The 26,150-nt window shown below is 60.2% G+C and carries 22 protein-coding genes and 1 pseudogene; 16 read left to right on the top strand and 7 right to left on the bottom strand.

Features of this window, described 5'->3' with window-relative positions; genetic code table 11:
- Positions 1–144 precede the first annotated feature (144 nt).
- From HF916_RS31270 to HF916_RS31225, 9 genes are all read left to right on the top strand, one after another.
- Positions 145–435, top strand: coding sequence for a XapX domain-containing protein (locus tag HF916_RS31270; RefSeq protein WP_168792744.1), 291 nt, complete (start codon positions 145–147; stop codon positions 433–435).
- The gene (locus HF916_RS31265; protein WP_168792743.1) at positions 432–2,321 is read left to right on the top strand and encodes an amidohydrolase; all 1,890 of its coding nucleotides are present in this window, start codon (positions 432–434) and stop codon (positions 2,319–2,321) included. Before HF916_RS31270 ends, HF916_RS31265 begins: the two co-directional genes overlap by 4 nt.
- A gap of 61 nt (positions 2,322–2,382) precedes the next feature.
- A complete protein-coding gene (locus HF916_RS31260; RefSeq protein WP_240975767.1) occupies positions 2,383–2,754 on the top strand; it encodes a DoxX family protein in 372 nt (123 codons plus the stop codon).
- A gap of 26 nt (positions 2,755–2,780) precedes the next feature.
- Entirely contained in the window at positions 2,781–3,698 is a 918-nt protein-coding gene (locus HF916_RS31255; RefSeq protein ID WP_168792742.1) for a glyoxalase, read from the top strand.
- A gap of 76 nt (positions 3,699–3,774) precedes the next feature.
- On the top strand, positions 3,775–4,467 hold the full coding sequence (locus HF916_RS31250) for a YoaK family protein (protein WP_168792741.1): 693 nt from the start codon (positions 3,775–3,777) through the stop codon (positions 4,465–4,467).
- Between the two features lie 149 nt (positions 4,468–4,616).
- Entirely contained in the window at positions 4,617–6,053 is a 1,437-nt protein-coding gene (locus tag HF916_RS31245; RefSeq protein WP_168792740.1) for an alginate export family protein, read from the top strand.
- A gap of 95 nt (positions 6,054–6,148) precedes the next feature.
- Positions 6,149–7,729: a cation:proton antiporter gene (locus HF916_RS31240; RefSeq protein WP_168792739.1), complete on the top strand. Its 1,581-nt coding sequence runs from the start codon at positions 6,149–6,151 to the stop codon at positions 7,727–7,729.
- A gap of 101 nt (positions 7,730–7,830) precedes the next feature.
- Entirely contained in the window at positions 7,831–8,262 is a 432-nt protein-coding gene (locus tag HF916_RS31235; protein WP_168792738.1) for a nuclear transport factor 2 family protein, read from the top strand.
- 1,907 nt (positions 8,263–10,169) lie between these two features.
- Positions 10,170–10,586, top strand: coding sequence for a hypothetical protein (locus HF916_RS31225; protein WP_168792736.1), 417 nt, complete (start codon positions 10,170–10,172; stop codon positions 10,584–10,586).
- Between the two features lie 314 nt (positions 10,587–10,900).
- Here the strand turns inward: HF916_RS31225 and HF916_RS31220 are convergent, their stop codons facing one another.
- Positions 10,901–12,499 (bottom strand): glycosyltransferase family 39 protein, encoded by a 1,599-nt coding sequence (locus HF916_RS31220; RefSeq protein WP_168792735.1) that lies wholly within the window; start codon positions 12,497–12,499, stop codon positions 10,901–10,903.
- 697 nt (positions 12,500–13,196) lie between these two features.
- On the opposite strand from HF916_RS31220, the gene HF916_RS31215 reads away from it, so the two are divergent.
- Complete coding sequence (locus HF916_RS31215) at positions 13,197–14,618, top strand: UbiA family prenyltransferase (RefSeq protein WP_168792734.1); 1,422 nt, start codon at positions 13,197–13,199, stop codon at positions 14,616–14,618.
- 36 nt (positions 14,619–14,654) lie between these two features.
- Here HF916_RS31215 and HF916_RS31210 read toward each other — a convergent pair.
- Positions 14,655–14,858, bottom strand: a pseudogene (locus tag HF916_RS31210) (VOC family protein); the annotation flags it as partial.
- Positions 14,859–14,862: 4 nt separating this feature from the next.
- Between HF916_RS31210 and HF916_RS31205 the strand changes: the two are divergent.
- Both HF916_RS31205 and HF916_RS31200 read left to right on the top strand, forming a co-directional pair.
- Positions 14,863–15,681 carry a class I SAM-dependent methyltransferase gene (locus HF916_RS31205; protein WP_168792733.1) on the top strand — a complete coding sequence of 273 codons (819 nt, stop codon included), beginning with the start codon at positions 14,863–14,865 and terminating at the stop codon, positions 15,679–15,681.
- Between the two features lie 144 nt (positions 15,682–15,825).
- Positions 15,826–16,275: a hypothetical protein gene (locus HF916_RS31200; protein ID WP_168792732.1), complete on the top strand. Its 450-nt coding sequence runs from the start codon at positions 15,826–15,828 to the stop codon at positions 16,273–16,275.
- 18 nt (positions 16,276–16,293) lie between these two features.
- On the opposite strand, the gene HF916_RS31195 is transcribed toward HF916_RS31200, so the two are convergent.
- The 4 genes from HF916_RS31195 to HF916_RS31180 are packed head-to-tail and all read right to left on the bottom strand — an operon-like array spanning position 16,294 to position 21,190.
- Positions 16,294–17,781, bottom strand: a complete 1,488-nt coding sequence (locus HF916_RS31195; protein WP_168792731.1) for an MdtP family multidrug efflux transporter outer membrane subunit — start codon at positions 17,779–17,781, stop codon at positions 16,294–16,296.
- Entirely contained in the window at positions 17,778–19,886 is a 2,109-nt protein-coding gene (locus HF916_RS31190) for an FUSC family protein (protein WP_168792730.1), read from the bottom strand. Before HF916_RS31190 ends, HF916_RS31195 begins: the two co-directional genes overlap by 4 nt.
- Positions 19,887–19,893: 7 nt before the next feature.
- On the bottom strand, positions 19,894–20,952 hold the full coding sequence (mdtN, locus tag HF916_RS31185) for a multidrug transporter subunit MdtN (protein ID WP_168792729.1): 1,059 nt from the start codon (positions 20,950–20,952) through the stop codon (positions 19,894–19,896).
- A gap of 19 nt (positions 20,953–20,971) precedes the next feature.
- Positions 20,972–21,190, bottom strand: a complete 219-nt coding sequence (locus HF916_RS31180; RefSeq protein WP_240975766.1) for a YtcA family lipoprotein — start codon at positions 21,188–21,190, stop codon at positions 20,972–20,974.
- A 543-nt stretch (positions 21,191–21,733) separates the two neighbouring features.
- Here HF916_RS31180 and HF916_RS31175 point away from each other — a divergent pair.
- Positions 21,734–22,126 (top strand): DUF3331 domain-containing protein, encoded by a 393-nt coding sequence (locus tag HF916_RS31175; RefSeq protein WP_168792727.1) that lies wholly within the window; start codon positions 21,734–21,736, stop codon positions 22,124–22,126.
- Positions 22,127–22,136: 10 nt separating this feature from the next.
- On the opposite strand, the gene HF916_RS31170 is transcribed toward HF916_RS31175, so the two are convergent.
- Complete coding sequence (locus HF916_RS31170; RefSeq protein WP_168792726.1) at positions 22,137–22,823, bottom strand: TetR/AcrR family transcriptional regulator; 687 nt, start codon at positions 22,821–22,823, stop codon at positions 22,137–22,139.
- Between the two features lie 198 nt (positions 22,824–23,021).
- On the opposite strand from HF916_RS31170, the gene HF916_RS31165 reads away from it, so the two are divergent.
- From HF916_RS31165 to HF916_RS31155, 3 genes are read left to right on the top strand one after another with little or no spacing between them, the layout of a single operon-like run.
- The gene (locus HF916_RS31165; protein ID WP_240975765.1) at positions 23,022–24,068 is read left to right on the top strand and encodes an HlyD family secretion protein; all 1,047 of its coding nucleotides are present in this window, start codon (positions 23,022–23,024) and stop codon (positions 24,066–24,068) included.
- Positions 24,065–25,009, top strand: a complete 945-nt coding sequence (locus HF916_RS31160; protein ID WP_168792725.1) for an ABC transporter ATP-binding protein — start codon at positions 24,065–24,067, stop codon at positions 25,007–25,009. The genes HF916_RS31165 and HF916_RS31160 overlap by 4 nt, the downstream gene beginning before the upstream one ends.
- Entirely contained in the window at positions 25,006–26,148 is a 1,143-nt protein-coding gene (locus HF916_RS31155; protein WP_168792724.1) for an ABC transporter permease, read from the top strand. The genes HF916_RS31160 and HF916_RS31155 overlap by 4 nt, the downstream gene beginning before the upstream one ends.
- Positions 26,149–26,150 lie beyond the last annotated feature (2 nt).

The raw sequence follows: 26,150 nt of genomic DNA, 5'->3' as shown, positions 1-26,150 counted from the left end.
CTCTCGGAGGATTCCGTGCGCCATCCGGGCGGGCGTCCTCTGACGCCGGCTCATCAGTCGTCGCATCAGTGCAGGTACTTATTTTCCGGCTTGGTCATTGTCGTCGCGAGTGGTTGCTTGCGGTGTACCAGAGGGGGTTGGTCGATGAAAGCTTATGTGCTTTCGCTGCTGGCTGGAATCCTGGTAGGCGTGGTCTATAGCTTGATTGGCGTGACGTCACCAGCCCCTCCTGTCGTCGCCCTGGTGGGGCTTCTAGGCATACTCGCGGGCGAGCAAATTTTCCCGGTTGCAAAAAAGATGCTTTCCGGTGCCAACTTTCGTTTGGCCTGGAAGGAGGAGCATTGCGACCAACACCTGTTTGGGTCTTTGCCTGGCCGGAACTCCGGAAGTCCTCGGCCCATGGCAGGGGTAACGTCTGAGGAGAAGCGTTCATGACCTCTCATCAGGACGCGCCGGACCTGATTCTTTTTAATGGCCGGTTTACGACACTAGATAAATCGAAGCCAGCTGCCACTGCGGTTGCTACGAGGGACGGAAAATTCATTGCCGTCGGCGGCGACAGCGAGATAAGTCAGCTCAAGTCCGATAGCACGCGCACGGTCGATCTGAAGGGACGCTCCGCTCTTCCGGGGTTAATCGACAACCATCTCCACATCATCCGTGGCGGCCTGAACTTCAACATGGAACTGCGGTGGGATGGTGTGCGCTCACTGGCAACCGCCATGGAGATGCTCAAGGCGCAGGTTGCTATCACGCCGCCGCCTCAGTGGGTACGTGTCGTCGGTGGATTCACGGAGCACCAGTTCGACGAACGTCGCTTGCCGACCATTGAGGAGCTGAACGCTGCAGCACCAGACACGCCGGTTTTCATGCTGCACCTCTACGACCGCGCGCTGCTGAACGCTGCGGCGCTGCGGGTGGTCGGCTACACGAAGGACACTCCTGAACCTCCCGGGGGCGAGATTGTGCGCGATAGCGCGGGCAATCCGACAGGGTTGCTTCTGGCGAAGCCCAACGCGGCCATCCTCTATGCGACGTTGGCGAAGGGCCCCAAGCTTCCTCCCGAATATCAGCTGAACTCGACGCGGCATTTCATGCGCGAGCTTAATAGATTGGGCGTCACCGGAGCCATTGATGCTGGTGGCGGTTTCCAGAACTTCCCGGAGGACTACGAGGTCATCCAGAAGCTTGAGGCTGAGGGACTGCTGACCATCAGGCTGGCCTACAACCTGTTCACTCAAAAACCCAAGGGTGAGAAGGAAGACTTCCTCAACTGGACGAAGACCTCGAAGTATAAGGACGGGAGCGACTACTTCCGGCACAACGGCGCAGGCGAGATGCTCGCGTTCTCTGCGGCAGACTTCGAGGACTTCAGGGTGGCGCGCCCGGACATGCCTCCGGAAATGGAGGGCGACCTCGAAGGGGTCATTCGCGTGCTCGTGGAGAATCGCTGGCCGTGGCGCATGCATGCGACGTACGACGAGACCATCAATCGTGCGCTCGATGTGTTCGAAAAGGTAAACCGCGATACACCCCTTGCCGGGCTGAACTGGTTCTTCGACCATGCGGAAACGATTACAGAAAAGTCGATGGACCGCATCGCTGCTCTCGGTGGGGGCATTGCGGTCCAGCATCGAATGGCGTACCAGGGCGAGTATTTTGTTGAGCGATACGGTGAGAAGGTAGCTGAGGGAACGCCACCTGTTGCGCGAATGCTCGAGAAAGGGATTCATACGTCAGCGGGGACCGACGCAACTCGAGTTGCGTCCTACAACCCCTGGGTCTCCCTCTCCTGGCTGGTGACCGGCAAGACGGTCGGCGGCCTGCGCATTTATCCCCAGCGCAACTGTCTGGACCGTGAGACGGCTCTGCGCATGTGGACCGAGAACGTCACCTGGTTCTCGAATGAAGTCGGCAAGAAAGGGCAAATTGCAGTGGGTCAGCTCGCGGACCTGATCGTCCCTGACCGCGACTTCTTGGCCTGCGCCGAGGACGACATCGCTGGCACGTCGTCTTTGCTTACGGTCGTGGGCGGCAAGGTAGTGTATGCGACTGGCGAGTTTGCCTCGCTGGACGATAGTCCACCTCCTCCGGCGATGCCTGACTGGTCACCGGTGCGAAAGTATGGCGGGTTTGCCGCCTGGAAGCAGGGCGACGCGTCCGGTGCTCCACTGCAGCAGGTTGCGTCCACCGCATGTGACTGCGCGCGCGCTTGTGGCGTACACGGACACGACCATGGACGCGCCTGGCTCGGCAATGCGCCGACATCTGACTACAAGGGCTTTTGGGGAGCGCTGGGATGCGCGTGCTGGGCGGTCTAGAGTGGGGCCGGTGGTGGACAGTCCATCCTGGGTCGCGACGCTACTGCGCCAACCGTGGGTAATGCCACTGGTCCGCATCTGTCTCGTCTCTGCGTACCTCATTGGCGGCGTCACCAAGCTGATGCATTTCGAGGCCGCGGTCGCTGAGCAGGTGCACGTCGGCCTCCACCCGGGATGGCTCTGGGCCGCCTTGGCAATTCTCGTGGAAATAGCCGGCTCCCTGTGCGTTGTCTTCAACAGGTTCACGTGGCTCGGAGCGGGAGGGCTGGCTGCGTTGACGGTGGTGGCGATGCTGGCGGCGAACAACTTCTGGCGTCTGGAAGGTGTGGCGCGCTTCATGGCGTTGAACAGCTTCTTCGAGCACCTCGGGCTGATTGCCGCCTTCGTAATGGTCACCTATCTGGCCAGCGGTGAGCGACGCTCTCGCGTCTAGAAAAACAGAACAGGAAACTCACTATCATGCGTAACGTTCAATCTCACGGTGTCGCCGTTGCCCTTGCTTTCAGCCTCGTTGCGACTGCCCCGTCGATTTCTTTCGCAAAGGCAAACCTCGGCACTCCGCAGTCGGCGTCCTTCTCTGTTGGGACACAATATGACACCACGCACGTGTACGTGGCACCGGAGGACTTCGACAAGTTCACGGACAGCTTCGTCGCCACGTTCGGCGGCCAAAAATCGCAGCAGGGCGTCTTTCAGGTGACGCCGGCGCCTAGCCAGACGATGTCTCAACTGGTGTTCACGCCGGTAGGCACTATTTCGGTGTTCGGCTTCAAGACGCCGATTCCGTACCCTTTTGGTGACGAGCGTACCGGCTACCTCGTCACGGACATGGACGGTGCGATGAAGTCGGCGAAGGCTCACGGCGCCGATGTCGTGGTCGATACGTTCCCGGACCCAATTGGGCGCGATGCAGTCATCTCGTGGCCGGGCGGCGTGCACATGCAGCTCTACTGGCACACACAGGCTCCGAACTACGGGCCGCTCGAAACCGTTCCCGAGAACAGGGTGTACGTTTCGTCGGGACGCGCTGATGCACTCATCAAGAACTGGGTCGCGTTCTCGAACGGGAAGGTCCTCTCCGATAACCGCCGCGCGCCGGGTGTCGAAATCGGGCGGCCGAACGACACCTTCCGGCGCGTTCGGCTGACGTCGGGCTTCGGGAACATGACCGTCTTCGTGACTGACGGCCATCTGCCGTACCCCTACGGGCACGAGATGACCGGGTATGAAGTGAAGGATTTCGATGACACCATGAAAAAGGCGCAGGCCGCTGGTGTTTCGGTTCTCGTGCAGCCTTTCAAGGCGGAACATAGAGAATCTGCAATCGTCCAGTTCCCTGGAGGATACATCGCGGAAATTCACGCAACTGCGAAGTAGGACAGCGTCACGACAAAGATAGAGCGCCGATATTTGAGAGGCCAATCCTCGCTAACGCTCCTCCACAGAGTGCGCAATGAATGACGACAATTTGCTCTCGGCAACCGCTGGTTATGTCGACACGCTCAGCTTTGTCTCACTGTTCGGGCTGTTCACAGCACACGTGACGGGGAACTTCGTGCTCATTGGTGGTGGCATCGCGGGATATGGGCAGGGCGTCTTCCTGAAGCTGATGGCGTTTCCTGCCTTCATCCTGGGCGTTGCGTTGAGCAGCTTCATCATCCGAGGCCGTAATCCCGGGACTCCGATGCGCGGCGCTTGCATGCTCTACGTCGTGCAGGCGCTTTTGCTTCTGGCGTTCTGTTTTGCAGGTGTCAATCTCGGACCCAGATTCAACCCTGAAAATTGGGCAGTGGTCGTGTGTGGGATGTTTGGCGCGACTGCGATGGGTGTCCAGAACGCCCACGGCCGTCTTGTTGCCCGGGCTGGCGTGCCGAACACCGTCATGACCGGTAATGTGACGCAGGTCATTCTCGACGCGCTTGACCTGTGTTCGCCACGCGTTGCGGCGGACGCCAAGGTTGCGGCACGAACGCGTGTCGCCAAAATGCTTCCGGCAATCGTAGCGTTCGGGCTCGGCGCTGTCGCAGGAGCTCTCGCTTACAGAAACTTTGGCTTCAGAGCTCTACTGTTGCCGGTAATCGGGCTCGCCTGGCTGGCAATTCAAGCATGGATGCACCGGAACGCGGTAGGTAAGCTTGCCTCTTGATACCTTCGCCTGCGCGCGCACTCGATGGTCGCGCCACAGGGACGAGGGGCATCGACGGTGCCTTGATGGAATGGGGTATTCGGTGGCGGAGGATTCCATTCCGCTGAGGCCGGAAGAACAATATTCGACAGGGCGGGAGGCCCGGTGGGATGAAACTCGCGGCATGTATCGGGCTTGCCGTTGCTGGGCTTGCGCTCGGGTTCGGCGAAGACACACGGGCGGAGAGCGAGGGGCAACCCTCTCAGCAGACCGTCACGCCAACTGAAAGGTGTGACGCCAAGCGGCCGGTCGTCATGTTCAATCGCTGGCAAGAAGATTGGTCCGTTCTCAAGAATCCCTGTGTACCGCGCGAGCCACTCGATAGCCTGAAATATATCCCGCTCGGAGGTGACCCATATTCGTATCTGTCGCTCGGGGCCAATCTGCGCGAGCGCCTCGAGGTCAACGATGCGCCTCTATTCGGCATCGGCTCGGGACATTCGGATACCTACGTGATCCAGCGCGCGCAGGTCAGTGCCGACGCGCGTATTGGCCCGTACCTTCAGTTCTTTGCGCAACTCGAAGATGCCAGGCCGTTCGGCAAGGATATGGTGACGCCTGTTGACAAGAATCCGCTGGATCTGGAACAGGCATTTGTTGCGTGGGTCAGTCCGCTTGGGCCCGGAACGGTGAAATTCCGCGTCGGCCGCCAGGAAATGGCATTCGACCTTCAACGGTTCATTTCCGTTCGCGACGGTCCGAACGTACGCCAGGCGTACGACGCTATCTGGGCCGACTACGAGTATCAGAAATGGCGCTTCATCGGTTACCTGACCCAGCCTGTTCAGTACCGCGACGTCTCGGCATTCGACGACACGTCGAATAGCCATTTGACCTTTAGCGGCGTGCGTTTCGAACGGCAGGGCGTTGGGCCTGGAGACCTATCTGGATATTATTCGCTTTACACCCGTGACGATGCGCGGTTCCTTGATGCGCAAGGCGATGAGCATCGCAACGTGTTTGACCTGCGATATACGGGGAAAATCGCTGCCACGGATTGGGACGTGGAGTCGATGTACCAAACGGGCCACGTCGGCGACAAGACGATTGCTGCATGGGCGGTTGGCTCGCTGCTCGGCTACACGCTCGATTCTCCCTGGAAGCCGCGCTTCGGTTTGCAGGTCGATGCGGCATCCGGTGACCGCCATTTGAACGACGGCCGCGTCGAGACCTTCAATCCGCTTTTCCCGAACGGTTATTACTTCACGTTGGCGGGCTACACGGGGTATGCCAACCTCATCCATGTGAAACCCTCGATTACCCTCAAGCCGTCCAGCAAGCTGGCCTTGTTATTCGCCGTTGGATTCCAATGGCGGATGAGCACGAACGACGCCATTTATCAGCAGGGAAGTGCTGTCGTCCCGGGTACTGCTGGCCACGGCACGCGATGGACCGGCGCCTACGCACAAATACGTGCTGACTGGACCGTGGCGACCAACCTGATTGCCTCCGTTGAGGCCGTTCATTTCCAGGTCGGAGATTCTGTCCGCGAACTGGGCGGGAGCAACGCCGACTATGTTGGGCTGGAGCTGAAGTATGGCTGGTAGCGTCGCGCGGGCGAGGCTTGGGCTTCGCATCTTCCGGAAGAAAACAATCCTTCATGATGCCTGTCCAGGCTACCCCCGTTCGCTCACAATTCCCCATGGATAACGTCCGGTTTTTCCATTACCTGCTCATGCTGATGGCGGGTGCTTGCGTGCTGACATGGGTTGCTGACCGTGTGGCATTTCCTCGGGCGTTCGTGCTCCTCGTCGGCGGATGTTGCGCCGCCCTCGTTGGAGCGCCCTCGCTTGAGATTGACCCCAGACTCGTACTAGCAGCAGTCCTTCCGCCGCTTCTGATGTCCAGCGCGTTCTATACCGCATGGGATGACTTTCGCCGGGAAGTTGGCCCAATCATTTCGCTGGCACTGGGGGCCGTGCTTTTTACGACCGTCGTCGTCGCAGCCGTTGTGCACGCGGTCAATCCATCTCTGCCGTGGAGCGCATGCTTTGCTTTGGGCGCCATCGTGTCTCCGCCTGATGCAGTCGCGGCGAAAGCCATACTCCAGCGAAATCCGCTGCCAGGCAGGTTGGTCACGACGCTCGAGGGGGAAAGCCTCGTCAACGACGCGTCCGGTTTGTTGCTGTACCAGATTGCCATTCTGTCCGCGTCCACGGCCAATATCACGCTGGCCAGGGGCGGCAATCTTTTTATATCGCTGACTGCCATCGGAATTGCAGTCGGTGCGCTCAGTGGCACGCTGATGACCTGGTTGATAGCCAGAATAGAAGACGTCGCAATCGCCATCACCGTGACGTTCATCATGGCGTGGGCGAGCTACGGCCTCGCTGAGGAAATGGACGGCTCTGGCGTGCTCTCGGTTGTTACGTGCGGGCTGATATTGGGGATTTGCCAACATCGGATTTTCGGCGCGAGCATGCGTCTGAAGGCGCAGGCCACGTGGGAAGCTGTGGAGTTCATTCTCAACTCTTTGGTATTCATCCTTATCGGGCTCGCGCTGCGAGACATCATGGTCCGCATGCAGCAGCAAGATTCGTTGCTGGTCGACGGACTGAAGATGGCCTTACCCACCATCGTCGCTACGTTCGTTGCGAGGCTGGTATGGGTTGGCGTCACGATGTACGTGCCTGGGCAACTGCTCAAGAAGACCAACCCGGTTCGGGTCTGGTCACTTCGGGAGGCCTTGATTCTCTCTTGGGCAGGTATGCGAGGAGTAGTCACCCTCGTGGCCGCACTAGCGTTGCCCAACGAATTTCCCGCGCGAGACCTTATTATCTTCAGCGCCTTCTCGCTCATCATTTCCACTCTGGTCATTCAGGGCGGGACGCTCTCCCTTTTGATTCGTCTCATTCGAATTCGTCCGGTAGGGCGTCAGACGATGTCTGAATTGGAGGCGAGGTCGAAAACATTCAATGCGGCGTTGAAGGAGCTATCAGCGAGAAAGGCAGGCAGAGAGAGCATCGATGATACGGCGTTCGAGCGGCTCCTCGACGAATACAAGGTTCGAGTGGGCAATAACGAACGAGCCCATCGTGAAGGAGCCGAGCAGGCTGATGTCAGAGCGCGACAACTACGCCTGGAACTCGACATGGTGAGCGTTTCACGTCGGGAGCTTTTGCAGCTCAAGGATGCAGGTCGCATCGACGATGCAGTCCTGCATCGGATAGAAGCCGAACTTGATTTCGAAGAGATGAGGCTCTTGCGCCTGCTTGAGCCTTAGGGCGTCGTTGCCTTCCGACCGCGTCTTGACAGGCGTGCGTCGGGTGACAGAGAGCGACAGTGCCCAAACAAACTGGTCTTTGGTTTTTTTAAGGAGCGGCCATGGAGAGCAAGGTAATGACGGATGAGCAGCGTCGAACAATAGCTTTGGAGTATCTGCGGCGCCTCGACTCCAGGAGTACTTTTTTTGAGCTGTTCGATGACCAAGCCCAGGTATATTTTCCGAAGTGGGGACTTGCAACAGGGCGCAGGGAGTACGAGCGGCTTTTCTCGGACCTCGGCAAGATGATTGCGGAGTTTAGACACGACCACGCCTATCTGAACGTTATCCAGCAGGCAGACGTTGTCGTCGTCGAAGGAACCAGCTCGGGCATGACTTCAAACGGCGTCCGCTGGAGTGCCGGTCAAACGTTGGCCGGACGATGGTGTGACGTCTTCGAAATACGTGATTTCAAGATTCAGCGGTGTTTCATCTATCTGGACCCCGACTACGAGGATGCGGATACCGCTCGTTACCCATGGCGTACGCAGTAAATTCGCCTAACCGAGGAATAGTAGACTGTCTGCGGCATGTATGAGGCGGTTGAGTTACGCCAAGTATGGAGGAAAGGCTGGCGGAGGATTTGTTGCCTCTTGCCGTAACCCGCCGCCGAACGGAGCCCTCGGATACCCGTCGCTCCGTTGGGCGACCTGCTTGCATTGATTGCTGAAAGCGTCACCGATGCCCGATTGCTGCTGGAGCTTTCACGGTTGGCACAAGTCACGTTCAACAACCTTGATGAAGTCACGCCGTACCTTTCAAATCCGGGGTTCGTGCAGGCGGTTGGAATTCAGGCGAACAGGTCGAAGTGGTCATCGTCCTGTGCGAAAGTGAATTGGTACTTGTGTCGCTCGGTGCTCTCCGTATTTATACCCGATCGTCGAAAAATTTCGGGCCAGGAGGGCAGACCACCTCCCGACTTGATCCGCGCTCTCAGCCGGAGCGAAACTCCGACATCGGGCCAACGCGTGGAGCATCCGCCTGGTCACCTGACTTTCTGAATGGCCGTAAACCTTACATCTTGGGTCGTTCATTTGTGCTAGCCCGGTGTCCCTTCATGGCCGACACGTGTCCGTTGTAAACAGTCGTCATGACGCCGTCTCAGCGGCGTCACTCACCAAAGAGGATGTCGACGAACTATCATCGGCATGTTGCTGCGGCGCCAACTTGCGCACGCGCTCCGTCTAACGAGGTGCCGATTCATCGATTGTATGGAGCCACCCTGTCCCCGCCTTCCTGAGCCACGCCCGCGAAGCGACGGGCAGCACTTATGCCTTGAGAGTAGGATGTCGAATCCCATTTCCCGTTTGTGAATCAGCGTATCCGTCCCCCTTTGCCGCCTGAATGGCCCTTTCCGCCTAGCCGCGATGTCGCTGGTCGCACCTTCGGCTACCTTGTCGCGCTTCAATATCGCGGCGCCGATGTGTGGCTCTGGAGCTGCCGTTGCGGCGGCCACGTGACTGCCGAGTTGGAGGCGGTAGAAGGCGGCAGAACGCGTGATTGTGGCTGCCGTGAGCAGCGCCGTGTGTGGCGGTCCCGCCCAGGCTCACCTGCGCTACGGGGCGGTGAGGTGTTTGGCCAGCTGACAACCGATCGGTACGCTGGCGATGGTTTGTGGGTTTGCCGGTGCGACTGCGGTGGTGAGGCAACAGTGAGCGCCGGGCGCCTGCGACTGGGCAAGGCGCGTTCGTGCGGCCGCTGCTTCGGCGCTTCGACCGACTGACCGGCACAGTCTGTTCGGTTTGGTCATGGCATGCGCGGCGTGTTTCTCCAACGCTCCACACGATATGTGGCGGCTCGGAAGCGTGAACGACGTTCCTTGGAAGCTGTCGTCGCTGTCCAGCCATTAACGCCGGCATGTCAGCTCTATCTCGACGTTCCCAATACGCCCCTCAGGAGCCATTCGAGATTACGACCGCAATCGTCGGTGCATAAGCGGTAAACGGTCGTTGGACGTGCAGGTTGAAAGCAGATATCTATGGAAACTCACTCCACTGCCAGCCGTTGTTTCCTTCCCCATTGCGGGACTGGAAAATTGCAGCAGCAACCCACCGCCGATGTCGAGCAATATGTCTTTAGACGCACGCGAACCCGCCTCCTTGGCGGATTCTGTCTCGACAGGAGCTTGCTCGATACGATGCCGTGCAGACGGATATTCCCGAGCAGCAGAGGCAGGCCGCCCCCGCAACGGTAAGCGAGAGTGTCGAGCGAAGAAAGTGTTGCCGCGCCCAGGAAACACTGACGTGTCCGGCGGTTGCTTCCATCACACGCTTTTAGACTCTATTACTAAAGTTTGCCTGAAGACTGCCGATATGCACTCGACAGCCATTGCCGGGGTCGGCATACGAACCGGTTCAGGTTGCGGCCGTGGCGTCGCTTTCTAACCCTTAGAGTGAATGACATGAAATCCGTTTTAAAACGATGCCTGATTGCTGCGTCGATCAGTTTCCCGTTTCATGCAGCAATGGCATGCAACGTTCCCAACTCCGCTACTGATTCCCTAAGGCAGAAAATTGCGGCACAGGGCGGATTTCCAATTTCAGATGCTCAATGCGCGCTGCTTAAACAAAAGCACTTGGAGCTTTTCGTCGACGGTGATGCGACCGTTTTGAATGGCGTCAATGTTGGATGGGCGGTAGTGCGGCTCGGTAATAGCCAAGGGGTCGTAAGCGACCGCACCGGTATAAGTACATGGGTCAATACAGGTCTCGCAAGTCAAGATAACGCTGACACGCAGTTCTATTCATCCTTAAAGGGCGCTGTCAATTCCCTTGACTGGAAAGCAGCAGCCGAGCAAGTTACTTCAAGGGCTGACTGAAGATCCGGATCGGCCGGCTAGCGCCGCGTCGCGCGGCTGCGTGATGAACAAGCGCCGCGCTGCAGCCGGATCTTCGCGCGCCGGAATCACGGACCGGCGCAGCGAATCGCCACGCGAGATATATGCGGTACCGGGCGAATGATGCGCTCCTCGACAATCGTTGCCTCGCCCGATCGGGTGCCCTCCGTATGGCCCATTTGACAGCTTTCGGCGACAGCGAAAAACCAGCGAGAAGAGCCATCCCGAGGTGTTTCGACAGAAGATCGAACGCGAATGGTGGGTCGTCCGGACTCGCCGAGCGTCTTCTCACGCGCTCACTTCACCGGATGGCGATTGACGTTCCAGCCGTACACGACAATGCACGATGACGGTTGGACCACGCCCTGCGCCAGATCGTGACACATCGATTCATAGCTGCGCTCCGGCGGTGGCGCGATCGTAAGCAATTGCGGCAGGAATTTCGCATCAGGCGAATCCGCGACCAGCCATACCGCCTTGCCGGACTTGATGTCAGCGCTTACCTGCCGCACATCAATCGTCGGAATGCCCAGACGCTCAGGTATCTGCACCGGCTCTATCCCGCCCACCTGCGGATCACTCCACTTGCGAAAATGACCGACACCCGGCGCGTAGTACATCAGCGGGAATGGCGACGTATAAGGCGTGATCACCACTTCATCGGCCTGCAAGAGACCAGGGCGCGCCTCAGCGAAGACCTGCCGATAGGCGGATTTGGCGCCGTCCGCGACGGCCAACTGGTAATAAAGGCCGACGCCGAACGTCAACACCAACATCACGCGGGTCGCGAGACGCGCTCGCGACGGGACCGTGACAGCATAGGCGAGTGCGGCGCAAAGCGGCACGGTGAGCCAGCACAGAATGCGGGGCAGCAGGATGGTCTGCTTCAGACTGATCATCACCACGAGGGCGAAATACACCAGCGGAATAGCCACGAGCACCGCGAGCGTGCGACGCGGCATCTTCGACATCACGATCGCGATACCGAGAACGAGCAACAACAGCACCGTCAATTCGACGCCGGGAAAACGCGGTGGCGTAATCATCCCGCTCACGAGCGCGGTCACGTGAACGATCACGTCACGCATCGATATCGGCGGAATCCAGTTCAGGCCCCCGGCGTTATGACTGATGTTTGAAAGCATTGAAAACGCGAGCGGCACGGCAAGCACAGCTACGACGACGTTGCTCAGGATCCAGTTGCGCAAGGCGAGCCGACGTTCGCGCGACGGTGTCAGCAGCAGATACGCGATCACGACAATGTTGCAGGAGGCCACCATGAACGTGAGCGTCGCATGACTGTACATGGCGATCACGGCACCGACTCCGTACAGCACGAGGTCGGCCGCGCGCCCGGTGCGCAGACAGCGCGCGATGCCAAGAAGCATCAGCGAAGCGGGAATGGCCGTCATCGTGTAGACGCGCGCTTCCTGTGCGAAAAAAATCGACATCGGCGACACCGCGAACAGCGCGGCCGCAACCAACGCAACGTTGCGCGTGGACACTTCACGGGCTATCGCATAGACGAGGGGGAGCACGATCAGCGAAGCGAGCACTGACAACGAACGCAATGCGACGGCGCCATGGCCGAACAAGCTCATCCAGCCTTGCAGCACGAAGTAGTACAGCGGCGGAGTCGGCTCGATCGTCATCCCGGTCGTAAGCAGGAACCTGGGGCCGAACAGATCGTAGTAGTAGCGCGAAAAAATCTCATCGTTCCATAGCGACAGATAATCGAGATGGAACACGCGGAGGATGACTGCGACTGCGAAGGTCACTATCACGATCGGCACGAACAGCGTCTGGGTCACCGAGCCATCACGCATTGCGCTGGAACGCACCGCGGCATCGGCAGACGGACAGGATGACGTTGCGCCTGTCGTTAGAGGTTCCATATGGTGTCCTTCTCCTGTCGCACGTTGAAAATGAGCCGAATTTATCGGTACCGCGACGCTCGTCGCATGGCTGCTTCAAGACGACTGACGCGCGATGAAGAGTCAATGGAAACCGGAGGAAACCGGAGATGACACTTTTTAAATGAGGCGGTCGATTGCAGGCAAGGCCGATCCGGCCTTGGGGCTACCGGTCGCGCTTTGCAGCCGCGCTATTTGCGGGACTTGAATCGAACGGCAGTGCAGCGAACGCGGACCACCTCTGAACAATACCGTGGCCGTCGCGAAAGAGGCGTCCGCGAATGTCGGCCCAAGTATTCGCTTTGGCCGCCCTGCACGTATGTTACTTAACGCACATAACGAGCATGTAGCGGTATCGATAGGATGCGACTGATCCGTCTGCCAAATCATTTATGGTAGACAGGTGTCTCACTGTCACACTTTCATCTGCCTGTGCTCCAAGGAGGATTGCATTTATATTTCTCAACTGAGTGCTACCCCACAGAACTTTAATTTCTTGCGTCGGAAACTTTGTTTGCTCCCTTGACGGGACGTGTGCCGGAGAGCGACCAAAATAGAGGCAGGTTCGAGCATCGAACGATAAATAGGAGCGGAGGCAACGCGCAGTTAGCTTACGTGCTGGGGCTGACGCCTGTACGGTTTTCGCGCCCGGTCGCTTCTAGTTCAACTGGCCGATCGAATGAGCAAACCTATCGTCGTGGATCTGGATGGCACCCTGCTTCACTCGGACGTCCTCGTCGAGAGCGGCTTTGCATTCCTTAGATCGGCTCCTCACCGCTTCTATCAGCCGCTCAATTGGTTCACCATCGGTGGCAAGTCCGCGCTGAAGTCGCGTCTCGAGGAAAACGCCAATATCGATGTCACCGTGCTGCCCTATGACAAACAGGTGATTGAATGGCTGAGTGGGCAGCGGGCCGCCGGCCGCACACTGGCACTCGCTACGACAAGCCACGAGCGCGTGGCCATGCGCATCGCGGAACACCTTGGGATCTTCGACAAGGTCTTTGCCACCGGCGAGAAACTGAACCGGTCCGCGCATATCAAACGCGATACGCTGGTCGCCGAATATGGTGAGAAGGGCTTCGACTACCTGGGCAACTCACATGACGACATGTCGGTATGGCAAGCAGCGGACCGGGCCTATGTGGTCAATCCTCTCACGGGCGTCGAGCGCGCAGCGCGCAAGCACGGCAACGTGGAGCGAGTATTCGAGAATCGTTCTCCCCCGTTGAAGGTGTGGGCCAAGTCATTGCGCCTTCACCAGTGGCTCAAGAACCTGTTGATCTTTGTCCCGCTACTTGCCGGCCACCACATCGCTTCATTACCGCTCGTAGCGCTTGCGCTGGTGGCCTTCCTTACGTTCGGCATGTGCGCGTCGAGCGTGTATCTGCTCAATGACTTGCTGGATCTGGAGGATGACCGGCATCATCCGGTCAAGTGCCGTCGTCCGCTCGCATCGGGAGCGATGCCGCTCCTATTGGGCGTTTTGCTTTTTCCAGCGCTGCTCGCTGCTTCGTTCGCCATCGCGTGGGCTTTCCTTCCCTGGCGCTTTTGCGTAGTGATGCTCGGGTACTACGTGCTCACACTCGCCTATTCGCTGGCGCTGAAGCGGCAGGTCATTGTCGACGTAGTCGTGCTGGCGGCCCTATACACGACGCGTATCATTGCCGGCGTGACCGCAATCAGCGTGCATCTGACATTCTGGCTGCTGGCGTTTTCCATGTTCATCTTCCTGAGCCTCGCGCTCGTCAAGCGTTACGCTGAACTTTATGCGATGCAAAAGGACGGCCGTGCGAATGTGCGTGGGCGTGGCTATCTGGCGAGCGACCTGCCGCTGCTATCCTCGCTCGGTGCAGCTTCCGGGTTTGTAGCCGTGCTGGTGCTCGCACTTTATATCCAGGACCACGACACCACCATTCTTTACAGGCATCCTCAAGTGATATGGCTTTCCTGCCCACTACTCCTGTATTGGATCAGCCGTATCTGGATCATTACGCATCGCGGCAACATGCACGATGATCCGATCGTGTTTGCAGCGCGCGATTTAACCAGTCTGGTGGTCATTGCGTTGTCCGGCGTCGTGTTCTGGATGGCGATCTAAGCCATGTCCGAGCCGCAACAACGTTTGAATGGCCATTCACGTCGTGGTTCCCGGCTCCTGAATCATCTTCCAACCGTTGCCGGCGGGGTCGCGGAAACCGGCGTCGACACTACCGAAGCGGTCGACCGGCTCCTGGGTGAATTCCACGCCACTCGCTTTTAGCCGGGCATAGCTGGCGCGGCAATCGGACACCAGGAGGACGAGAGGCGGCATGGCGCCCTTCGCGACCACAGTAGGGAGGCGTATGGACAGCTTCGGTACCGACACTCGCTTCACCGGCTCGATCCCCGAACTCTATGAGAGCCACCTTGTTCCGATGCTCTTTGAACCCTACGCCGCGGATCTGGCAAACAGGGTCGCGGGGCGTCATCCGTCACGCGTGCTCGAGACCGCCGCCGGCACGGGCGTAGTGACCCGCTCGATGGCGCATGCATTGCCCCCGCATGTCGACCTGGTTGCGACCGACCTGAATCAGCCGATGCTGGATCGCGCCGCGGCAATCGGCACCTCGAGGCCGGTAAAGTGGCAACAGGCAGACGCGACCCGGCTGCCGTTCGACGACGCGAGTTTCGACATCGTCGTCTGCCAGTTCGGGGTCATGTTCTTTCCGGACAAAGCGCACGCGTTTTCCGAGGCTCGGCGCGTACTTCGGCGCGACGGCGCGCTGTTGTTCAACGTCTGGGATCGCATCGAGGAAAACGAGTTTGCCAACACCGTCACGGCGACGCTCGCCGGTCTCTTCCCGGCGGATCCTCCACTTTTCATGGTGCGTACGCCGTACGGTTATTTCGACCCGGCGGTGATTACACGCGACCTCGCGGATGCGGGCTTCAGCGCGGCACCACGCTTCGAGACGCTTGCGGCGCGTAGCCGTGCGACATCGGCGCGTGTGCCGGCCGTCGGTCTTTGCCAGGGAACGCCTTTGCGCAGTGAGATCGAGGCTCGCTCCGGCGGCGCTGTGGACGACGCGACCTCCGCGTGCGCCACTGCGATCGCCGAGCGATTCGGCACGGGGCCAGTCGCCGGTAAAATCCAGGCGCACGTGGTCGTGGTCCAAAGCTGACCATTGATACGAACGCTCGTCAACGCGGCGTCACGCATCACTCCCGCTTCGGTCATCATCGTGTTCTGTTCCAGACTGGCCGACTCCAAAATTACACACCACGGCGTTACTATGGATAGCTGAATGACAACGTGAGAATAGTCCATGAACGCATCGGTTATCTCTGCCCTGGCTGCACTTGTCGGCGCCGCTATCGGCGGCATGACTTCGGTTCTTGCCTCGTGGCTGACCCAACGCACTCAGGTTCGCGCGGAGTGGCTGGCGCATGAACTGACCCGGCGGCAGGATCTGTACAAGGCGTTCATCGAGGAAGCGACGAATTGCTATGTCCACGCGCTGCAACACAACGAGCCCGATCTCACCGCGCTCGGCAACCTCTACGCGAAGATCAGCCGCATGCGCGTCCAGTCGTCGCGCGAAGTCGCGGACGAAGCTGACGTGATAGGACGCAAGATCGTGGACACCTATCTCTCGCCAGACAAGTCCTTCATCGAGATTCGCGGGATGCTCGCGGACGGCTCGATCGACATTCTCGGCAAGTTCGGCGACGTGTGCCGCGCGGAATTCGAGTCCCTGCGATCACAGCAGTTCTAACCCGAATACGCGCGCCGTTCAACGCGGCTTCAGTTCAACAGGCGGATCGGCGAGATAACCGCCGCCGAGCGCCTTCGTCAACGCAATCTCCTGACTGAGCACTTGGCCGTTGAGCGTGAGCAGGGCGACCTGTTCCGCGATCACGGGCTGGCGCGCGTCGAGCGCCGCGAGCCGGCTCGTCAGTCCGCGTTGATAATAGGCTTCGACGCTGTCCCTCGTGAACGCAACCGATTCGATCCGCTGCTTCTGCAACGCAGTCTGCGCATCGAGAGACTGCAGACGGCTTCCCGTCTGCGCGACATCGCGTACGGCGTTGAGAACGGCCTGGTTGTATTGCTCGATCAGCAGGTTGCTCCCCTCGCGCGCGCCGCTCAGGTTCGCATTGAGCCTGCCGCCGTCGAAGATCGGCAGAGTCAGGCCCGGAATCAGGTTGATCTGCTGGCTCGCATGCGTGAAGAGATCGGCGAGGTGCAAAGCGTTGAAGCCCAAAAATGCCTTGATGTCGAAGCTCGGATAAAACGCCGCCTTCGCCGCATCGATCTTGTCGAACGACGCCTCGACATACCATCGCATTGCCTGCAGATCGGGCCGCCGGGCCAGCAGTTCGTACGAGAGCGTCGCCGGCAAGGCCGCCTGCGAACGTGGCAGCGCGACGGGTTCGATCGCGGGCAGGCCAGCGGGTCCCGCGCCGACCAGCGCCCGCATCGATTCGCGAAGCTGCTTGATCTGCCCTTGCGCCGACACGATCTGCTGTTCGATGGCCAGCTGCTGCGCGCGTGCTTCTTCCAGCTGGGTGCGAGCTTCGAGGCCCCGCGCCGCACGCGCTTCGTGTGCTTGCACCGCGAACGCCGCGACCTCATGCGATTCGTTCAGCAGGTCGATGAGCTGATAAGTCGTTTGAATACCGTAGTAAAGCTGTGCGACATCCGTCGAGATTTCGAGTTCGACAGCGGACGTCTCGGCGAGCCGCGCATTGCTCACGCCGAGCGACGCGGCGACCTCCGCGCGTTGCTTGCCCCAGATGTCGATATCCAGGCTTGCACCAAGCCCGACGACGCCCTCGGTGTACCACGGCCCCGTCAGCCCCGCAGCCGGCTCGTTCTTCGCGAACGGGCCGAGAAAACCGTTCGCGGAAATATGCTCGCGATCCAGCGAGGCCAGCGCGGCCACCTGAAGGTTGGATCCCGCTTTGGTCAGTTCCACATCCGACTTCGCCTGCGCGACGCGCGTGCGCGCGATCACCATCGTCGGCGCATCGGCGAGCGCCTGATCGATCAGCGCGTCGAGCTGCGCGTCGTGATAGCGCGTCCACCAGCGCGCGGCGGGCCAGCCGTCGCGCGCGAGATGGATGTCGTCCGCGAGATTGATCTGCTCGGGCGCGATCTCGGAACGGGGCGTGCCGTTGTGATGGATCAGCGCGCAACCCGACAGCACGGAAGATACCCACGCGAGGCATAAAAAGCCTCGACGCCATCGCCAATCGCACCAACCCGATCGCGCCTTCATGCTCGTACCGCCGGTGATGCACGAGCCGCGACCGGTGCCTCGACGCGCCAGTCCGGCAAGCCCGCGATCTGCCGCGACAGTTCGTCCGCTGCGGCGATGAGCGACTGATAGACCGGCTGGGCCGGTGCGCCCGCTTGCGCAGCGATCTCGATGCGTCGCGGCGCGTGCGCATCAGGTGGGTTGACCGCGAGATCATCCGCGTACCGGTTGAGTTCGGCGCTGGCCTGCTGCTGGGCTGCGCGCACTGCGTCGATCGTGTGTTGGCTCGACAAGTCCGCTTGCGCCACCAAAGTGTTGCGCAACGTGTCGCCCGCCAGCATGATCTCGCGCCCCTGTGCGAGGACAGTTTGCGCGCGCAGTGTCAGTTGCGACTGCTCGCTTTCCTGCCAGCCGGGTTCGAGCGCGACACGCGAGAGCGTCGTCTCGCAATCGGCCAGCACGGCCCACGCCTGCAACTGCCGCTGTGCATATGGCAACTCATCCCCTTTCTCGGCGCCGACCGGCGACGGGCGCAACTGTGCGGCAATCGCGCGCAACAGGGTGGCGAGCTTCTGCCGCAGCACGTCGCCCTCGCCCTCGCGCCAGAACGACATCTGCACGAAGGTCGCCACGCAGACACCCAGCAGAATGCCGACCATCCGGTCGCGGATCTCGGTGAGATTGGTGGTTGGGCCGAACTGATCGAGCAGCGCCAGCGAGAAGGTGAACGCCACCTGGAGGCCGGCATAGCCGATTCTTTCCGAGCCCGCCGAGATCCACGCCCCTAACGCGACGACAGGCAACGCCATCAACAGCAGGCCGACAATGTCGTCGAGATGCGGAACCACGAACACGACCATGAACAGTGCCAGCGCGCTGCCGACGGCAGCTCCGGAGAGCCGCAGCAACGCGCGCTGCGTCGATGCGCCGAGGCTCGGCAGCGCGACGATCAGGCAGGTCAGCATGATCGTGTGGACGCCCTGCCAGTCCACGGCGTTGTAGAACACGTAGCAGACGAGAACGGCGAGCAACGTCTTCAGCGAAAAGCGCAGGTACGCGGGATTGGTCCATGCGTCCGGCGCAACCATCGGCTCGCTCGCGGGCGGTTTGCCGGATGCCGAATCGCTTGCGGCCAGGTCGGCGAATGCGCGCAGCGCCCGCTGCGATTCGGCGGCAGCAGGAATCGTGTCGGCGGCGTTGCGCTCTTCAGGTGTCGCCGTGCTCACGTAGCGATACGGCTCGCCGGTCATGACCGATTGGTCGAGCGCGTCGCAGTTCGCACGCAACTCACGCAACATCGCCAGTTGCGCTGCTGACGCGCGCGGCCAACTGAGCGGCAGTTCACTCGCTCCACGATAAAGCCGCGAGACGGTCGCAATGCACGCAAGCTGCGACGCCTGATGTTCGCGATAGTGCGCATCACGCATTGTCGTGAACCGCAACAGCTTCTGCAGCGTGAGCGCGCCTTGCTGAACGGCCGCCAGCGTGATCGGCGCGGCGCTCGTGTTGCCGTCGATCAGCTGGGTCAGTCGCGTGTCCAGCGCCGCGAGTTGCCGATGGATTTCCGCCTTGAGTTGCAATTGCGGTTCGGCGGGCAGCAGCAAAGTATTGACTACGAGCGTCAGCGCGATCGGATAGTTGACGGCGACCCACACCCACAACACGGCGCGGATCAACAGGTCGGCCTGATCGGTCTGGTCCACGAAACTCTGCACGTAGATCACGACGATCGCGACGATGAAGAACACGATGCCGATCTTGAGCACACGCAGCAGATACACGCTGCCCAGGAACATCAGGCTCGCGATGACGATGCGCAGCAACGAATAGTCGAATGTAAATTTCAGCAGCAGGATCGACAGGCCGATGGCCAGCGTCGATCCGACCATGAACATCACGCCGACCAGCCGCGTGACCACCACGTTCGACTGCGTGACATAGAACACCACCAGCAGCGACAGCGCGAGTTCCGGCACCTCGAGCGTATTCGACGCGACGATCACGATCGCGCTCGTCAGCATGCAACGCAACATCACGTTGAGACGCCCGGGGAAAGGCGCAAGCTCGCGCCTCAGGAAAGCGCCTGCATCGCGCAGCGTGACGGGCAGATAGTCGGCGGCAGTCATGGGCTCCTCAATGGCGCTCGCCGTCGTTGCCGCGTCCGGGTTCCAGAACCGCCACCGCCGAGGTGCCGACGCGAAACAGTTCCGGGTTCGGTTTGTCGATGCGGATCTTCACCGGGAAGCGTTGCGATACATGCACCCAGTTGAGTGTGCGTTGAATGCGTGGCAATCCGCCAGGCAATGCAAGGCCGGCTTCATCGGGCGCGATGCCATAGCTGATCGAATCGACGCTGCCCTGGAAACGCTGGCCCGTATCGCTCATCAGATAGACAGTGGCAGGCGTCCCCGCCCTGACGCCCTTGAGTTCGGTTTCGCGAAAGTTCGCGACCACGTACCAGTGGCGCGTGTCGATCAAGGTGAAGACCGGTTTGAGCGCCGTGGCAAACTGGCCGGTCGATGTCTTCAATGACACGACGCGTCCGTCGAACGGTGCTCGCACCGTCGCATACTCCAGGTTCAGTTCGGCAGTCGCGATCTCCGCCATGACGACGGCACGTTGCGCGACCAGTGCATCGACGCCGCTCACCGCTGCTGCCGCCTGCTGCGCCTGCAGTTGCGCGGCGCTGAGTTCGGCCTGCGTGGAGCGTTGCGCGGTGCGCGCACGGTCGACGTCTTCCGCCGACACATAACCGTGTGACAACAGCGGCTCCATGCGGTGCAGCGTATCGGACGCCTGCCCGGCTGCGGCTCGCGCGCGCTCGACGGCCGCACGTACGGACTGCGCGTTGTACTGCTGCGCATTGACCGTGCGCTGGGTCAGTTCGATCTGGCGGTCGAGCGCGACGAGCGATGCGTTGCCCCGCGCGAGCCCATCCTGATACGGGCGCGGATCGATACGGAACAGCAGATCGCCCTGCTTCACCGCCTGATTGTCGCGCACGGCGAGTTCGACGATGCGGCCGTTGACCTCGGGCACGACGTCGATCGTGTCCGCGTAGACATAGGCGTCGTCGGTGCGAGGCGTGCGGTCCCACAGCCGGATCACGTAGACGAGCAGCAACAGCGTCAGCACGACCATCACGATGGCCGGCCATTTTCTCTTCGATGTCTTGCTGGCTAGGGTCGCCATTCATCCACCCGAAACAGATTCAATGTTGGAAGAATATCAACCAGACAGCGAGCGCAACGAAAGCGACGAGCGTGGGATACACGACGGCGGAAGGTCCCATCAGATGGTCGGCCTGTAAGCGCTTGAGGATCAGATAGATGACGACCGTGAGCACGACGCCCGCGACAATGCAGAACAGCCATTCGGGAAAGTACGCGCCAAGCACGCCAATGGATGGCGAATTTGTACACCCTGACATCGGAATCGCGGCAATCGCGGCCGCGCCGATTGCACGCCTTGAATATCTGCCTCTGGCTAGTGGCATGTGTCGTTTCAAAGTCGACTCTGTGGTTGAAATCAATGTCACACCTTGCAGATACGCCGATGCGTCTCGCCTCGGATTTCGGGTTTTGGGGCAGCAAGGGAAACGGCTTCGGGCGCACTAGAGAGATGACGCTTGCCTTACGTCTCCCACAACGCGCCGTCATCCAAAGACCTTCTGAAGAACCCGATAGCGCATTTTTCAAGGCCGTAGCCTGGGGGGCGCTCACCGACAGATTGCAGGCGCACCCAGTCGACACAATAACGCCGAAAAAAGCATTCCGCATTACATGAATATGTAATGTTCGCAATCGCTCCTCTTCCTGGTCAAACCCGGACGTACTCCACATTCATGTAGTAGCGGCCAGCAATTCCGCTGACTATCATCCAGCCAGGGTCGAGCGTTGGCTCGAGAATCCGGCACGTCACATTGATTTGCGCTCGGCATCTTTTTGTCTAATGAGAAGCGAGGAACCGCATCATGCATGCTCCCTTTGAAGAAGACAGAACGTGGCGGTCCACGATGGCGCTCATCTCGAACGGAGGCGAAATACCACTGCCCATTGTGTCCGGCCGCATGCGCCCGATGCGCGGCGAAGGCAAGTTTTCGAAATGCGCGATCCGGGTTCTGGAGCGCAATGGACAGACTTCGGCAACCATTGCGTGGAGCGACGCGACCTCCTGCTGCTACGGCGAACAGCTATGGCGGCGTTGCATCGCAAGGAAATCCGGGGTTTGCGCGCTGAGCGGTCAGACGATTGCAAGAGGCGACGCCGTGTATCGACCGAGGCGTGCTCGACCTGCGCCGCGAAATGTCGATGCGATGATTCTGGCAACGGTCATGGAAGCTACCCCAGTGGAGGAAGCTGTCTGAAGTGCCGGGTTCACCTGGCTTCTGAACGATGAGCGAGTGCGATCGCATCGAGACCCGCCAGCACGAATCGCACAAAATCCTCTGCAAGCGCATCCTTGTCTTTTGCGACAGCAGGCAATAGCGCTGACTGCATCTGCTTGGGCGCGATCATCATGGCGATGCATGGCAACACCGTAAACATCACAGCCCGCTGAACCACGGGCGTGGCCGGGTCCAGCCCCAGTACTTCGCCGATCACCTTGAGCAGGAATGCGGCTTTCGGACGTACCGCTTTCTCGATGAGCGCCGGAATAGCTTTCGACGGCGACAGCACTTCGCGCAACATCAGCATGAAGCCCCAAGGCGTGCCTGCACTCGTTGAAAGACCGACGAAACGGGAAAGCATGGCACGCAACTGATCCCTGGGATCGTCGAGGCCCGCGGCAAGCGCCGCTAGCTCGTCAAGACCCACGACTTGCCGGTGCGCCTCGACCAGCGCCGCTTCGTAGAGCGCCTCCCTGCTTCCAAAGTGATAGTTCACCGACGCCATCGGTGTGCCGGCACGCTCGCAAATTTCCTTGCTGGTGGCATCCGCGAAACCACGTTCGGCGAACACTTGGCCCGCGGTCTCGAGCAGGTGCTGACGGGTCGCCGCGCCATCAGGGCGCGAGGCCCGCTTAGGCTGGGTCGCGGCTGTCTTTTTCGGACTGGTCGGCATGGTCGAAAGCTTTCGTTCAAAAATAGTTTGAATTTGAATTCAAATTCGCATACTATCCATTCTACTTCATCTGCGTCCGATCCGCGAACGGACGCGCCGGCATGGAATGCCGAGTCACCAAGGCAGCCGGATCGCCCTCGCGAAGACCGCAGATCGAGCTCATCGCGTGCTTGCCGTCGTGCTGAGTCGATCCGGCTAGTGTCCCGATCGCGACACCACAGGATTTTAATTATGTATTACTTACTAAATAAACGCCTCTCGGTGGAACCTTTGTCTAAGCCCACGCGAGCACAACGATTTTCCGGCGCCGTACTTCCGGTGCTGCTCGTCGCCCTGTTATCGGCCTGCTCGCGGCACGAAACGGCAACCTACCAAGGCTACGTCGAAGGCGAGTTCGTCTACCTCGGCTCCTCGCAGGCCGGCAAGCTTACGGCGTTGTCGGTCTCTCGCGGACAAACGGTCAAGACGAACGCCTCGCTATTTTCCCTCGAATCCGACGATGAAGCCCACGCGCTCGTCCAGGCGCAGCAGCAACTCGCGGCGGCCCGCGCTCAACTGGCCGACATCCAGACCGGCAAGCGCGTGCCCGAGGTCGACGTCAACCGTGCGCAACTGGCCGAGGCCGTCGCCAACGCTCGCAAGGCCGCGCTGCAACTGACGCGGGACGAAGCCCAATACCACGCAGGCGGCATCGCAAAGGCTCAACTCGACGATTCGCGCGCCAACGCCGACTCGACCGCCGCGCAGGTTCGGGAGCTCACCCATCAGGTCGACGTGGCTCACCTGCCGGCCCGCTCACAACAGATCGTCGGACAGGAAGCGCAAGTAGCCGCCGCCGATGCCGTCGTTGCGCAAGCCCAATGGAAGCTCGATCAGAAACGCGTCAGCGCCCCATCAGAAGGCCTTGTCTATGACACACTCTATCGCCAGGGTGAATGGGTGGCCGCCGGTAGTCCGATCGTCCAGATGCTGCCGCCGCAGAACGTCAAGGTGCGATTCTTCGTTCCGGAGACGATCGTCGGGCAGCTGGCGCTCAATCGCGGCGTGACCCTGCATTGCGACGGCTGCGCGGCTGACGTGCCTGCGAAGATCACTTATGTGTCGAGTCAAGCCGAGTACACGCCGCCCGTCATCTATAGCAACGAAAGCCGCGCCAAGCTCGTGTTCATGGTCGAAGCCCACCCGTCGGTTGCGGACGCGACGAAGCTTCACCCGGGCCAACCTGTCTCGGTGGTACTGCAATGAACGACGACGCCCAACAGTACGTGATCGACGTGCATGACCTGAACAAGCGCTTCGGTAACAAACACGTTGTCAACAACGTCTCGTTGCAGGTCGGCCGTGGCGAAATTTTCGGCTTTCTCGGGCCGAACGGCAGCGGCAAGACGACCTCCATCCGCCTCATGTGCGGATTGCTCACGCCGGATTCGGGCAGCGGCACCTGCCTCGGCTACGACATCGTGCGTGAGAGCGAGCAGATCAAACGCAATGTCGGGTACATGACCCAGCGCTTTTCCTACTGGGAAGACCTGACCATCCGCGAGAATCTCGACTTTGTCGCGCGCATCTACCAGATGCGCAACCGGCGAGAAGCGGTGGATCGCTCGCTGGAATCGCTCGGCCTGCAAACGCGCGCGAACCAGTTGACCGGTTCGCTATCGGGCGGCTGGAAGCAGCGGCTCGCGCTGGCCGCCTGCATGCTGCACGAGCCGAAACTGCTGCTGCTCGATGAGCCCACCGCCGGTGTGGATCCCACCGCACGGCGCGACTTCTGGGAAGAATTGCATCGCCTCGCCGCCACCGGCATATCCGTGCTCGTCAGTACCCACTACATGGATGAAGCGGAACGCTGTCACAAGCTCGCTTATATCGCTTACGGGAAGATGCTCGCGCGCGGCACCGCGAGCGAGGTGATCGAATCACAAGGTCTGTCGACGTGGTCCATCCACGGCGAACACATGAGCAAGCTATCCGACCAGCTTCGTACGACGCCCGGTGTCGACCAGACCGTCGTGTTCGGGTCCGCGCTGCACGTCAGCGGGCGCGATCACGAGGCGCTCGAAGCCGCGGTGCGGCAAGCGGTCGCCGGAACCTCGCTGCGCATCGAACCGATCGGCACGGGACTCGAGGATGTGTTCATCTATCTGATGAGTCATTCGAAGGACAACTTCGGAGCGCCGTCATGAAGAATCGCACCGTTTTCTCTCTGACACGCTGGTGGAGCATCGTCCTCAAGGAGTTTCTTCAACTGAGGCGTGACCGCGTCACGTTCGGCATGATCGTCGGGCTGCCGATCGTCCAGCTTGCACTGTTCGGCTTTGCGATCAATACCGACCCGAAGCATCTGCCGACAGCCGTCATCATCCATGACCAGAGCGAGTTTTCCCGCAGCTTCGTTGCGGCGATGACGAACTCGGCCTATTTCGACATCGTCGAAATCTTGCCTGACGAAGAGGCCGGGCGCCGCGCGCTCGCGCAGGGCAAAGTGCAATTCGTCCTCAACGTGCCCGTGGATTTCTCGCGCAAACTGCTGCGCGGCGAGCATCCGTCGCTGCTGGTCGAAGCCGACGCGACCGATCCCACCGCAACGAACACCGCCGTCGGCGCGCTGCCGAAACTCGTTCAGCCGGTCGCGGATAAAGATCTCACGGGTCCGCTCGCACACCTGAACGGCACGCAAAACGCCTTCGACGTGCAGGTTCACAACCTCTACAACCCCGAAGGCGTAACGCAATACAACGTGGTGCCCGGGCTGATGGGCGTGATCCTCACCATGACGCTCGTCATGATGACCGGCCTCGCCGTGACCCGCGAACGCGAGCGCGGCACGATGGAAAACCTGCTCGCCACGCCTGTTTTGCCAATCGAAGTGATGACCGGCAAGATCGTGCCCTATGTCGTCATTGGGCTCATTCAGGCGTCGATCATTCTTGCCGCGACACGCTATGTTTTCCATGTTCCGTTTGTCGGCAGCGCTCTGGCCATCTATCTCTCGGCGCTGCTTTTCATTGCCGCGAATCTGACGGTGGGCATCACGCTTTCTTCGCTCGCACAAAACCAGTTGCAGGCGATGCAGCTTACCGTCTTCTACTTCTTGCCCAACATCCTGCTCTCGGGCTTCATGTTCCCTTTCGCGGGCATGCCGGCGTGGGCGCAATTTATCGGCAACCTCTTGCCGTTGACCTATTTCAACCGGCTGATTCGCGGCATCTTGCTCAAGGGCAATGGCTGGGCCGACCTGTGGCCCTCTGTGTGGCCAATGGCGCTATTCACGGCAATCGTCATGGCCATTGCATTGCGCTTCTACCGGCGCACGCTCGACTAGGA

The organism is Paraburkholderia aromaticivorans (assembly GCF_012689525.1).
GTDB lineage: Bacteria > Pseudomonadota > Gammaproteobacteria > Burkholderiales > Burkholderiaceae > Paraburkholderia > Paraburkholderia aromaticivorans_A.
This window is presented reverse-complemented; position numbering and strand designations above follow the sequence as displayed.

Bases quoted from the DNA above. Each gene is read 5' to 3' on its own strand.
- HF916_RS31175 (WP_168792727.1), top strand. From the start codon at position 21,734: ATGCATGCTCCCTTTGAAGAAGACAGAACGTGGCGGTCCACGATGGCG.
- HF916_RS31160 (WP_168792725.1), top strand. From the start codon at position 24,065: ATGAACGACGACGCCCAACAGTACGTGATCGACGTGCATGACCTGAAC.
- HF916_RS31250 (WP_168792741.1), top strand. From the start codon at position 3,775: ATGAATGACGACAATTTGCTCTCGGCAACCGCTGGTTATGTCGACACG.
- mdtN (WP_168792729.1), bottom strand. From the start codon at position 20,952: ATGGCGACCCTAGCCAGCAAGACATCGAAGAGAAAATGGCCGGCCATC.
- HF916_RS31195 (WP_168792731.1), bottom strand. From the start codon at position 17,781: ATGAAGGCGCGATCGGGTTGGTGCGATTGGCGATGGCGTCGAGGCTTT.
- HF916_RS31220 (WP_168792735.1), bottom strand. From the start codon at position 12,499: ATGGAACCTCTAACGACAGGCGCAACGTCATCCTGTCCGTCTGCCGAT.
- HF916_RS31260 (WP_240975767.1), top strand. From the start codon at position 2,383: ATGCCACTGGTCCGCATCTGTCTCGTCTCTGCGTACCTCATTGGCGGC.
- HF916_RS31265 (WP_168792743.1), top strand. From the start codon at position 432: ATGACCTCTCATCAGGACGCGCCGGACCTGATTCTTTTTAATGGCCGG.
- HF916_RS31180 (WP_240975766.1), bottom strand. From the start codon at position 21,190: ATGTCAGGGTGTACAAATTCGCCATCCATTGGCGTGCTTGGCGCGTAC.
- HF916_RS31245 (WP_168792740.1), top strand. From the start codon at position 4,617: ATGAAACTCGCGGCATGTATCGGGCTTGCCGTTGCTGGGCTTGCGCTC.
- HF916_RS31255 (WP_168792742.1), top strand. From the start codon at position 2,781: ATGCGTAACGTTCAATCTCACGGTGTCGCCGTTGCCCTTGCTTTCAGC.
- HF916_RS31235 (WP_168792738.1), top strand. From the start codon at position 7,831: ATGGAGAGCAAGGTAATGACGGATGAGCAGCGTCGAACAATAGCTTTG.
- HF916_RS31240 (WP_168792739.1), top strand. From the start codon at position 6,149: ATGGATAACGTCCGGTTTTTCCATTACCTGCTCATGCTGATGGCGGGT.
- HF916_RS31155 (WP_168792724.1), top strand. From the start codon at position 25,006: ATGAAGAATCGCACCGTTTTCTCTCTGACACGCTGGTGGAGCATCGTC.
- HF916_RS31205 (WP_168792733.1), top strand. From the start codon at position 14,863: ATGGACAGCTTCGGTACCGACACTCGCTTCACCGGCTCGATCCCCGAA.
- HF916_RS31215 (WP_168792734.1), top strand. From the start codon at position 13,197: ATGAGCAAACCTATCGTCGTGGATCTGGATGGCACCCTGCTTCACTCG.
- HF916_RS31270 (WP_168792744.1), top strand. From the start codon at position 145: ATGAAAGCTTATGTGCTTTCGCTGCTGGCTGGAATCCTGGTAGGCGTG.
- HF916_RS31190 (WP_168792730.1), bottom strand. From the start codon at position 19,886: ATGACTGCCGCCGACTATCTGCCCGTCACGCTGCGCGATGCAGGCGCT.
- HF916_RS31225 (WP_168792736.1), top strand. From the start codon at position 10,170: ATGAAATCCGTTTTAAAACGATGCCTGATTGCTGCGTCGATCAGTTTC.
- HF916_RS31170 (WP_168792726.1), bottom strand. From the start codon at position 22,823: ATGCCGACCAGTCCGAAAAAGACAGCCGCGACCCAGCCTAAGCGGGCC.
- HF916_RS31200 (WP_168792732.1), top strand. From the start codon at position 15,826: ATGAACGCATCGGTTATCTCTGCCCTGGCTGCACTTGTCGGCGCCGCT.